This is a genomic window from Mangrovihabitans endophyticus (genome assembly GCF_014646155.1).
GTDB classification, from domain to species: Bacteria; Actinomycetota; Actinomycetes; order Mycobacteriales; family Micromonosporaceae; genus Actinoplanes; species Actinoplanes endophyticus.
Genome location: NZ_BMMX01000045.1, coordinates 31524 through 42252, shown reverse-complemented (window position 1 = coordinate 42252; position 10729 = coordinate 31524). Strand labels below are relative to the sequence as shown.

Below are 10729 nucleotides of genomic sequence, written 5' to 3'. Positions count from 1 at the left end.
GGGCGCGGGCGGGCGCGGGCGGGCGCGGGCGGGCGCGGGCGGCGGCGGGCGGGCTCGGGCGGGGGCGGGCGACGACCGCGGTGAGGTCCGGGCACCCAGGCACCGGGCACCCAGGCACCGCGCACCGGAGCACACTGGACGCACCGGCACCTCGGCTCGTCGGCGCCTCGGTGTCCGGGGGCTGCGCGGGGTGGGCTCAGTGACCGTTGAACGCGTCTCGCATCCGGGAGAAGAAGCCGCCCTGCTTGGACAGCTCCGCTACGTCCTCGCCCCGCGTCTTGGCGAAGTCGCGCAACATCCGTTCCTGGTCGGCCGTCAGCTTGGTGGGCGTCTTCACGTCCAGGTGCACGAACAGGTCGCCACGGCCCTGGCCGCGCAGATGGGGGACGCCCTTACCGCGTATGCGAAGGGTGGAGGCCGGCTGCGTACCCGCCTTGACCTCGATGTTCTCCTCGCCGTCAAGCGTCTTGATGGTGAGCCTGGTGCCCAGCGCCGCCGCTGTCATCGGAAGAGTGACCCGGCAGTGCAGGTCGTCGTCCTTGCGGGAGTACACGTCGTGCGGACGCTCGTGGATCTCCACGTAGAGGTCGCCAGCCGTGCCGCCGCCGGGGCCCACCTCGCCCTGCTGCGCCAGGCGGATGCGCATGCCGTCCTCGACACCGGCGGGGATCTTCACGGTGAGCGAGCGGCGGCTGCGGATGCGCCCGTCTCCGGCGCAGGTGGGGCACGGCTGCGGGATGACCGTGCCGTGGCCCTGGCAGACCTGGCAGGGCCGGGACGAGACCACCTGGCCGAGGAAGGTCCGCTGCACCGACTGCACCTCGCCACGCCCGCCGCAGGTCTCGCAGGTGGCCAGGTGCGTGCCGGGCGCGGTGCCGGCTCCGGAGCACTGGGTGCACAACACCGCGGTGTCCACGGTGATCGGCGCCTCGACCCCGAACGCGGTCTCCACCAGGTCGAGTTCGAGGCGCAGGATCGCATCGTTGCCGGGGCGCGTGCGCGGGCGGGGGCCGCGCGCGCCGCCACCGGCGGCGGTGCCGAAGAACGCGTCCATGATGTCCTGGAAGCCGACGAACGGACCGCCGCCCGGTCCGCTGGGGCCGGGTCCACCCCCACCGGGGGCCAGCGGGTCGCCACCGAGGTCGACCATCTGACGCTTCTGGTCGTCGGAGAGGACCTCGTACGCGGCGTTGATGTCCTTGAACTTCTCCTGCGCGTCCGGGTCCGGGTTCACGTCCGGGTGATACTGCCGGGCCAGCTTGCGATAGGCGCGCTTGATCTCGTCGTCGGAGGCTTCCCGGCTCACACCGAGAATTCCGTAGTAGTCCTTGGCCACGGGGTTTGGAGTCCTCATCGTCAGCGCGGTCCGTCAGTTCTGTGCCAGCAACTCGCCAACGTAGCGTGCCACTGCACGCACCGTAGCGATGGTGCCGGGGTAATCCATGCGTGTGGGGCCGAGCACTCCGAGCCCGCCGACAATCGTGGCTCCCGGACCATATCCGGTGCTCACCACGGACGCCGACCGCAGGTTGTCGATCTCGTTCTCGTCGCCGATCCGGACGCGGGTGGTGCTGGGCTCCACCTCGCCGATCAGCTTGAGGAGGATCACCTCCTCCTCCAGCGCTTCCAGCACGGGACGTAGAGTGCCCTGAAAGTCCAGCAGACCGCCGCGAGTCAGGTTCGCGGTGCCCGCCAGGGCGAGGCGTGCGTCACTGCGCTCGACGAGGGTCTCCAGCAATGTCGACGCCAGGCATGTCATGGTCGCACGGCGATCCGCCGGGCTTTCGTCGACCAGGGTCTGCACCAACGGCGGGGCGTCGGCGAGCCGCTGCCCGGCCAGTTTCTCATTGACCTTGCGCCGCATGTCCATGATGTCATCCGACGGCGTCGGGACGGGCAGCTCGCAGAGCCGCTGCTCGACCCGGCCGGTGTCGGCGATCATGACGAGCATGATGCGGGTAGTGGAGATCGGGACGAGTTCGATGTGGCGCACCGCCGAGCGGGTGAGGCTCGGATATTGCACCACCGCGACCTGCCGGGTGAGCTGTGCCAGCAGCCGCACCGTGCGGTGCACCACGTCGTCCAGGTCCAGCGCGCCGGCGAGGAAACGCTCGATGGCCCGCCGCTCCGCCGGGCTCAACGGCTTGACCCGGGACAACCGGTCGACGAAGAGTCGGTATCCGGCGTCGGTAGGCACCCGCCCGGCACTGGTGTGCGGCTGACGGATGTAGCCCTCCTCCTCCAGGACGGCCATGTCGTTGCGGACCGTGGCCGAGGAGACCCCGAGGCGGTGCCGCTCGACAAGCGCCTTGCTGCCCACCGGCTCCTGGGTGGCGACGTAATCCTCGACGATGGCACGCAGCACCTCGAGCTTGCGGTCATCGAGGCTCATGCGACCACTCCCCCGTCCCGGTGCGCTCGTGGCCCGAAGGTCCGCCTCCGGGCATCCCGTCCTCAGACCCCGCTTCGTGCCGGGCCCGACATGCATAGTCTGCGATGAGTGAACCTCTGGCACTCGTCACAACAGAGTGCCAGTCTACGACGCACGGGTCGGCAGCGCGATGATCGAGCGCCGGTTCGGCCCGGGATGTCCCTTCTCCGCCGTCTCCGGCACGCCGACTCGGCCTTCCCAGGCATGTTGCCCTCGCGCAGCTTGGACTGCGCCCCTACGGTGTTGGCCATGACTGAACCACCTCGGCCGCCCGGTGAAGGCAACCCTTCCGACCCCACCGCGCCGCTGAACCCATATTCGGCGAACGACCCGACGTCGGGCTCGGCACCGCCCCCCTCCTACGGCACTCCGCCCCCTCCGGGAACGCCTCCTCCGGGAGCCCCGTCGTCGGGCGCGCCATCGTCGGGCGCCGGCGGTTACGCCCCGCCCCCGTCCGGCCCGCCCGCCGGCGGGCCGCCCCCGTCCGGCCCGGGAGGATATGGCCCGCCGCCTGGTTACGGACCGCCGCCCGGCTACGGCGCGCCCGGCTACGGCGCGCCCGGTTACGGCGCGCCCGGCTACGGCGCGGCGCCCGCCGGGTACGCCAACAACGATGAGAAGACCTGGGCGCTTATCGCGCACTTCGGTGGCATCATCGTCGGCTTCATCGCGCCGCTGGTCGCCATGCTGGCCAAGGGCAACGAGTCGCCGACCGTGCGGGCGCACTCCGTCGAGGCGCTCAACTTCCAGATCACCTGGGGGATCGCCACCGTGATCGCCAGCATCCTGGCGGTCTGCTCGTTCGGCATCCTGTTCTTCCTGCCGATGGTGACCTGGCTCGTGGTCATCGTCTTCTCGGTCCTCGCCGGCATGAAGGCCAACGAGGGGACGCTGTACCACTACCCGATGACCTGGCGGGTCGTGAAGTAACACCAGCCTGCAACGGGTGAGTTCCCGCCGCGCGGCCGGCCGGCCACCGGGCGCCGCGCGGCGGGATCCACCACGGCGGCGGCGGTCAGGGCAGCAGGTCGCGGATCACCGCGTCGGCCAGCAGCCGGCCGCGCAGGGTCAGCCGCACCCACCCGGCGGCGAAGGCGTCCCGGTCGAGCAAGCCCGCCTCCAGCGCCTGCCGCGCTCCCCGGGCCTCGACCCGGTCCGCGCCGATGCCCTCGGCCAACCTCACCCGCAGCATCACCTCCTCCATGTGCTGCTGCTCGGGTGTCAGCACCTCCCGGCCGTGCCCCGGGGACATCCCGTCGGCCAGGCGTTTCGCGTAGGTCGCCGGATGCTTGACGTTCCACCAGCGCACCCCGCCGACGTGGCTGTGCGCCCCCGGCCCGATACCCCACCAGTCCCCGCCGGTCCAATAGAGCATGTTGTGCCGGCACCGCGCGTCGGCAGCGCGAGCCCAATTGGAGACCTCGTACCAGCCGAACCCCGCGGCGCTCAGCGCGGCCTCGGCGGCCAGGTAGCGGTCCGCCGCCACGTCGTCCTCCGGGTACGGCAGTTCGCCCCGCCGCATCCGCGCCGCCAGCCGCGTGCCGTCCTCGACGATCAGCGCGTACGCGCTGACGTGGTCGACACCCGCGGCGATCACCGCGTCCAGTGAAGCGGCGAAGTCGTCCGGGGACTCCCCCGGCGTACCGTAAATGAGGTCCAGGCTGACGTGCTCGAACCCCGCCTCCCGCGCTTGCGCGACGGCCTGGGTGGCGCGGCCCGCGGTGTGCCGGCGGTCCAGCACGGCGAGCACGTTCGGCGCGACTGACTGCATTCCCAGGGACAACCGGGTGTATCCGGCGGTCCGCAGCGCACGCAGCGACGCAGGCGTGACCGATTCCGGGTTGGCCTCCGTGGTGATCTCGGCGCCCGCGGCCAGTCCCCACGCCGCGTCGATGCCGTCCAGGATGCGGCCCAGATCCCCCGGGTCGAGCAGCGTCGGCGTGCCGCCGCCGACGAACACGGTGTCCACCCGCGCGGGCCGGACCACCTTCGCCGCCATCGCCAGCTCGGCGAGCACCGCGTCCGGGTACGTCTCGCGGCGCACCCCGCCACCCAGCTCGGCCGCCGTGTACGTGTTGAAGTCGCAGTAGCCGCACCGCGAAGCACAGAACGGCACATGGACGTAGACCCCGAAACCGGACTTGCCGACACCGGCCGCCGCATCGTCCGGCAGGGAGCCGTCGTGCGGCACGGGGTCACCGTCAGGAAGCGCGCCGGGCATCGGTCAAGTGTGCACGCCTCGCCGCCGGATGCTCGGCGCCGCGGTGCCGCGTGTCGCAGCCGCGGCGGATCATCGTCGTTGACACAGCACCTAGGGTGCGGTCATGGAGCTGGTCCGTACCGCCACCGCCGCCGGCATCGCCACGCTGACGTTGGACAGCCCGAGCAACCGCAACGCGCTCTCCACCGCGCTGATCGAGCAGTTGCTCGGTGGGCTCGCCGACGCGACGGCCGACCCGGCCGTGCGCGCGGTGGTGCTCTCGCACGCCGGGCCGGTGTTCTGCTCGGGCGCCGACCTCAAGGAGACCCGCGCCACCGTCGGGCAGGATCCGGACGGCCCGACCCCGGCCCCGGCCAGGCTTCCCGTCGAGATGACGGCGGACCTGCTGGCCGCCGTTTGGGAGAGCCCGAAGCCGGTCGTCGCCCGTGTCGCCGGACCGGCGCGGGCCGGCGGCCTCGGGCTGATCGCGGCCGCGGACATCGCCGTCTGCGACCGCGCGGCCACGTTCGCGTTCACCGAGGTGCGGCTCGGGGTGATCCCGGCGGTGATCAGCGCCACGGTCCTCCCGCGACTGGCGCCGCGCGCGGCGGCCGAGCTGTATCTCACCGGGGACACCTTCGACGGCGCCCGCGCCGCCGAGATCGGCCTGGTCACCAAAGCGGTGGACGCCGCCGGGCTGGACGACGCGGTACGCGCGTACTGCACCGCGCTGGTCCGCGGCGGGCCGTTGGCCCTGGCCGGCACCAAGCGGTTGCTCCGCCGGGCCGCACCCGGGCCGATCCGGACCGAACTGTCCGAGCTCGCGGCGCAGTCGGCGGGTTATTTCCGGTCGGCCGAGGCGCGCGAGGGAATGGCGGCAGCCCGGGAGAAGCGTCCGGCCGACTGGATTCCGCCGTCACCGGACGAGTGACCGGGGTTGCGGAAGGTCATTGTCTACGCTTGTGCTCGCCGAACCTGAGGGGGTGGGTGTGCGCGGAAAGCCGGTTGCCGTGGTGGCGTTGCTCGCCATCGCCGGCGCTTTCCTGGTCGTGGCGGTGACGAAGCCGTTCTCCGGGTCGCTGGAGTTGCCCCGGATCGGGCCCGCGTGCGTCGTGCGGGCCGACGGCAAGGTGACGCTGGACTCGGTCCAGATGGCCAACGCCGCGACCATCACCGCGGTCGGGCTGCGACGCAAGCTGCCCGAACGGGCAGTGGTGATCGCCCTGGCGACCGCGTTGCAGGAGTCCAAGCTGGAGAACCTCGGGCACGGCGACCGCGACTCGGTGGGCCTGTTTCAGCAGCGGCCGAGCCAGGGCTGGGGCACTCCGGACCAGATCCGCGACCCCCGGTACGCGGCGAACAAGTTCTACTCGTCGCTGAAGAAGGTCAAGGGCTGGCAGGACATGCGAGTCACCGAGGCGGCGCAGCGGGTGCAACGCTCGGCGTACCCGAACGCGTACGAGAAGTGGTCGGACGAGTCCGAGGTGCTGGCTCGCGCCCTGACCGGCCGGGTGACCCGCGCGGTCGAGTGCACGATCCGCGGCGAACCGGCGCTGCGCGGGGCCGCGGCTGCAGCGGAGCTGGCCGAGACGTTGCGGCTGGACTGGGGCAAGGGCCTGGACAGCACCGCGCAACGGCTCGGCCTGACCGTGTCGGTCTCGGATGCGCACGCCGGTTGGCGGTACGCGCACTGGCTGGTCTCGCATGCGAGCTCGACCGGCCTCGAACGGGTACGTTTCGCCGGATTGCAGTGGCAGGCGACCGACGGGAAGTGGCAGCCAGTAACCGACCAGGGATCTGTCAGTGACCGGCGGGTGGTGGCCGAAGTCTTCAGCTAACCGCTTGACCCTCGGACACGAGGGCCACTCGCGAGCCGCCGACCGTCGCCGACATCAATAACACAGTGTGACGACGATCGATCCAACCTGCTTATAGCGCTACGTATATACCGACGTGGACAGACAGCGACGCCACTGGTACTAGTAAGTGCGTGCTGAGGGCCATCGAGTGGATCGTGCTGGGCATTGCCAGCACCTCCGCGATCACCATAGGCGTATGCCGACACCGCCCCATACGCATCGGGCCCTGGCTGCTGCTGGCCGGCTCGGTGGCGAGCCTGGCGGTCGGCGACATCTTCTATGCGCTGGATGCCATGCCGGTCGCCGAGGCGTCTTACTACGCCATGTTCATCTTCGTCGCGGCCGCGCTGCTGCAGCTCACCCGCAGCGGCGCGGTGCTGGTCGACCGGGCCAGACTCATCGACATCCTTGCCTTCGCGTGCTCGGCGCTGCTGGTCATCTGGGTCTTCGTCATCGGCGGCAGCGGGCAGTTGGGCAAGATATCCGCGGCCGACGTGATCGGGGACCTGCTCATCGTCGCGGTGGCCGGCCGGCTGTGGTTCGCCTCCGCACACACCTGGTCCGCCGCCCTGCTGGCCATCGGAGCCATCGGCATGCTGATCGGGGATGTCGCCTATCCGCTGGCGCCCGGCTGGGCGACCGAATCCGGCTATGTCGTGCTCTACCTGGCCTGGGGTGCCGCAGCCCTGCATCCGTCGATGGCCGTGCTCACCCTGCCCGACCGGCCGCAGTCCAGTCCCTGGCGGGCACGCTGGGCCGCACTTCTGGGCGTCTCTGTGATCACCCCGCCGGTGGTGCTGTTCGTCGAGGCGGTGACCGGGGCGGTGCACGATGGCGTGGTGATCGCGGTGGCCGCCGCCCTCACCCTGACGCTCACCATCACCCGGCTGGCCGACTCCGTCACTCAGAACAGCCAGGCCCTGGCCCGCGAACGCGGCCTGCGCGAGGCGAGCGCCGCACTCGTCGCGGCGTCCGATCGAGATGCCGTCGACGAGGCCATCCGCGCGGCCATATGCCAGCTCATGCCGCCCCACTCGGTCCGGCGAATCATCTTCGCCACCGACGACCGGGAACTGCCGCTGGGAATGGCGGCGGACGAGGCGGAGTCGAGCCCGCAAAGCTGGTGGCTGGACAAACAGATGCCCGGGACCGTCGACGCACCGGGCGAGGGAACGCTGGTGTGCCCGTTGCGGCTGGAACCGTTCGCGGTGGCCCGGCCGGGCGGCGGAGCGCTGGTATTGATCGGTCGGCGTGACGTGCTGGCGGCCACGCGCGACGCCCTTGAGGTGCTGGCCGGTCAGGCGGCGCTGGCGCTGGACCGCATCTGCCTGGTGGAAGCGGTGGGCCGGCGCGACAGCGACAACTATCTGCGTACGGTGATCCGCAATACCGCGGACATGGTGCTGGTGATCGACCCGGACCAGCGAATCCGCTATGTCAGCCCGGGAATGCGCAAGCTGCTGGGCCTGACGACGGTGCCGCCGCTGGCGACCCTGCGCGACTTCGTGCACGCCGACGATCGGGCATCGGTCCGCCAGGCACTGCTGGACGAGGGCGATGGGGTGTTGTTCTGCTCGTTACAGCGACAGGACGGGAGCCAGGCGATGGTCGAGGCGACGTATCGTGACCTGCGACAGGACCGGCTGGTGCAGGGTTTCGTGGTGACGATGCGCCGGATCACGGGCCGCGAGCCGGTGGAGCGCACGCCACACATCGAGCACGTCGACGAGCTCCCGGCATGGGTCAACCGCCGCAGCGCCCAGCACAAGTTCCGTTACTAGCCCCGGCCCCCAGCCCGCCCGGCGCCGTTGCCCTTCCCGCCGGAAGCGGGAAACGAGCGGGTGGGGCGGGTCGGTACGGACACGACGAAGCGCCGGGCTCCATTGCCCGGCGCTTTGTGCTCATGACAACCCAGGGACCTCAGCGGACCGTTACCGGCCCGGCGTGTGGTGACCTCAGCGGGTCATCCGGCGGCGTCCGCCGACGCCCGCCACCAGGGCCACACCGATGGCCGCCAGCACAACCTGGAAGAGCAACTCGGTCCAGTCGACGCCGGACGTGTCGGCGACGCCGACGGCACGGGCGATCACGGTGCCGAGCAGCGCCGCCACGACGCCGATCACCATGGTCAGCCAGATCGGGATGTTCTGCTTGCCGGGCACGACCAGTCGACCAAGCGCGCCAATGATCAGACCGATGATCAGCGCCGTGATGATGCCGGTGACAGTCATGGGATCCTCCTCGGGGGGTGGAGCATTTCGTTGCGTCCGTCGAACCGCAGAGTTCCCGACCGATCAGAAAACCAAACCGGCTTATTTTTTGCCGGTTCCCTTGGCGTCACCCGAGTCGGTGGTGGACAGGGCGGCGATGAACGCCTCTTGGGGCACCTCGACGCGGCCCACCATCTTCATCCGCTTCTTGCCCTCCTTCTGCTTCTCCAGCAGCTTGCGCTTACGGCTGATGTCGCCGCCGTAGCACTTGGCCAGCACGTCCTTGCGGATCGCGCGGATCGTCTCGCGGGCGATGATCCGGCTGCCGATCGCCGCCTGGATGGGCACCTCGAACTGCTGGCGCGGGATGAGCTTCTGCAGCTTCGCGGCGATGGCCGTGCCGTACTGGTAGGCCTTGTCCTTGTGCACGATGGCGCTGAACGCGTCGACCGGCTCGCCGTGCAGCAGGATGTCCACTTTGACCAGGTCGGACACCTGCTCGCCGGAGGGCTCGTAGTCCAGCGACGCGTACCCCTTGGTCCGGCTCTTCAACTGATCGAAGAAGTCGAAGATGATCTCGGCGAGCGGCAGGGTGTAACGCAGCTCCACGCGTTCGGTGGAGAGGTATTCCATGCCGAGCAACTGCCCACGGCGGCTCTGGCAGAGCTCCATCACCGCGCCGACGTAGTCGTTGGGCACCAGCACCGTCGCGCGCACCACCGGCTCCCGGATCTCGGCGATCTTGCCGACGGGAAACTCGCTGGGGTTCGTGACGACATACTCTTCCATCTCCTCGGTGATCACCTGGTAGACCACGTTCGGCGAGGTGGAGATCAGGTCCAGGTTGAACTCGCGCTCCAGACGCTCCCGAATGATCTCCAGGTGCAGCAGGCCGAGGAACCCGCAGCGGAACCCGAACCCGAGCGCGGCCGACGACTCGGGCTCATAGGTCAGCGCCGCGTCGTTGAGCTTGAGCCGGTCCAGCGCGTCCCGCAGCGCCGGGTAGTCCGAGCCGTCGATCGGATACAGACCGGAGTAGACCATCGGCCGGGGGTCCTTGTAACCGCCGAGCGGCTCGACCGCCGGACGGTTGTTGCCGGTGACCGTGTCGCCGACGCGGGACTGGCGGACGTCCTTCACGCCGGTGATCAGGTAGCCCACCTCGCCGACGCCCAACGCGCCGGCCTTCTCCATCTCCGGGGAGACCACGCCGATCTCCAGCAGGTCGTGCGAGGCGCTGGTGGACATCATCTTGATCCGGTCGCGGGCCTCGATGCGCCCGTCGATCACCCGCACATAGGTCACCACGCCGCGGTAGACGTCATAGACCGAGTCGAAGATCATCGCCCGCGCCGGGGCGTCCGCGTCGCCGACCGGCGGCTGGAACTGCCGCACGATCTCGTCCAGCAGGTGCTCCACCCCGTCGCCGGTCTTGCCGGAGACACGCAGCACGTCCCTGGGCTCGCAGCCGATCAGGGTGGCCAGTTCCTCCGCGTACTTCTCGGGCTGCGCGGCGGGCAGGTCGATCTTGTTCAAGACCGGGATGATGTGCAGATCGTTCTCCATCGCGAGGTACAGGTTCGCGAGGGTCTGCGCCTCGATCCCCTGCGCGGCGTCGACCAGCAGAATCGCACCCTCGCACGCCGCCAGGCTCCGGGACACCTCGTAGGTGAAGTCCACGTGGCCCGGGGTGTCGATCATGTTGAGCACCGCGGACTCGCCGACCCGGTCGCCGTCGCGGATCACCCACGGCATGCGCACTGCCTGGCTCTTGATGGTGATGCCGCGCTCGCGCTCGATGTCCATCCGGTCGAGGTATTGCGCCCGCATCTGCCGCGCATCGACCACGCCGGTGATCTGCAGCATGCGGTCGGCCAGGGTCGATTTTCCGTGGTCGATGTGCGCGATGATGCAGAAGTTGCGGATGCGACGCGGATCCGTCGCTCCGATGATGTTCACGCCGGGGTCGAGCGGTCCAGGCACGTTCGTCCGTTCTTCTTGATCGGTGCGGCTTCCTCTGAACACGCCG

The 10729-nt window shown here is 70.1% G+C and carries 9 protein-coding genes; 4 read left to right on the top strand and 5 right to left on the bottom strand.

The annotated features are described in order from the left end of the window. Window positions 1-196: 196 nt before the first annotated feature. On the bottom strand, window positions 197-1336 hold the full coding sequence (gene dnaJ, locus IEY73_RS28475) for a molecular chaperone DnaJ (protein WP_189082425.1): 1140 nt from the start codon (window positions 1334-1336) through the stop codon (window positions 197-199). A 33-nt stretch (window positions 1337-1369) separates the two neighbouring features. Further along, entirely contained in the window at window positions 1370-2392 is a 1023-nt protein-coding gene (gene hrcA, locus IEY73_RS28470) for a heat-inducible transcriptional repressor HrcA (RefSeq protein ID WP_189082421.1), read from the bottom strand. A 288-nt stretch (window positions 2393-2680) separates the two neighbouring features. Between hrcA and IEY73_RS28465 the strand changes: the two genes are divergently transcribed. Next, complete coding sequence (locus tag IEY73_RS28465) at window positions 2681-3361, top strand: DUF4870 domain-containing protein (protein ID WP_189082420.1); 681 nt, start codon at window positions 2681-2683, stop codon at window positions 3359-3361. 85 nt (window positions 3362-3446) lie between these two features. Here the strand turns inward: IEY73_RS28465 and hemW are convergent, their stop codons facing one another. Further along, window positions 3447-4652 (bottom strand): radical SAM family heme chaperone HemW, encoded by a 1206-nt coding sequence (gene hemW / locus IEY73_RS28460; RefSeq protein WP_189082419.1) that lies wholly within the window; start codon window positions 4650-4652, stop codon window positions 3447-3449. 103 nt (window positions 4653-4755) lie between these two features. On the opposite strand from hemW, the gene IEY73_RS28455 reads away from it, so the two are divergent. The 3 genes from IEY73_RS28455 (at window position 4756) to IEY73_RS28445 (ending at window position 8271) form a co-directional block, all read left to right on the top strand. Continuing rightward, on the top strand, window positions 4756-5562 hold the full coding sequence (locus IEY73_RS28455) for an enoyl-CoA hydratase-related protein (protein ID WP_189082418.1): 807 nt from the start codon (window positions 4756-4758) through the stop codon (window positions 5560-5562). Between the two features lie 52 nt (window positions 5563-5614). Further along, on the top strand, window positions 5615-6469 hold the full coding sequence (locus tag IEY73_RS28450) for a hypothetical protein (RefSeq protein WP_189082417.1): 855 nt from the start codon (window positions 5615-5617) through the stop codon (window positions 6467-6469). Window positions 6470-6621: 152 nt separating this feature from the next. After that, window positions 6622-8271, top strand: coding sequence for a PAS domain S-box protein (locus tag IEY73_RS28445; RefSeq protein ID WP_189082416.1), 1650 nt, complete (start codon window positions 6622-6624; stop codon window positions 8269-8271). A gap of 174 nt (window positions 8272-8445) precedes the next feature. Here IEY73_RS28445 and IEY73_RS28440 read toward each other — a convergent pair whose 3' ends face one another. Both IEY73_RS28440 and lepA read right to left on the bottom strand, forming a co-directional pair. Then, window positions 8446-8721, bottom strand: coding sequence for a GlsB/YeaQ/YmgE family stress response membrane protein (locus IEY73_RS28440; RefSeq protein ID WP_189082415.1), 276 nt, complete (start codon window positions 8719-8721; stop codon window positions 8446-8448). 81 nt (window positions 8722-8802) lie between these two features. Beyond that, window positions 8803-10683 (bottom strand): translation elongation factor 4, encoded by a 1881-nt coding sequence (gene lepA, locus IEY73_RS28435; RefSeq protein WP_189082414.1) that lies wholly within the window; start codon window positions 10681-10683, stop codon window positions 8803-8805. Between the last annotated feature and the right edge of the window lie 46 nt (window positions 10684-10729).

Excerpts from the sequence above, each read along its gene's own strand:
- IEY73_RS28465 (WP_189082420.1), top strand. The coding sequence starts at position 2,681 with ATGACTGAACCACCTCGGCCGCCCGGTGAAGGCAACCCTTCCGACCCC.
- hemW (WP_189082419.1), bottom strand. The coding sequence starts at position 4,652 with ATGCCCGGCGCGCTTCCTGACGGTGACCCCGTGCCGCACGACGGCTCC.
- hrcA (WP_189082421.1), bottom strand. The coding sequence starts at position 2,392 with ATGAGCCTCGATGACCGCAAGCTCGAGGTGCTGCGTGCCATCGTCGAG.
- IEY73_RS28440 (WP_189082415.1), bottom strand. The coding sequence starts at position 8,721 with ATGACTGTCACCGGCATCATCACGGCGCTGATCATCGGTCTGATCATT.
- IEY73_RS28455 (WP_189082418.1), top strand. The coding sequence starts at position 4,756 with ATGGAGCTGGTCCGTACCGCCACCGCCGCCGGCATCGCCACGCTGACG.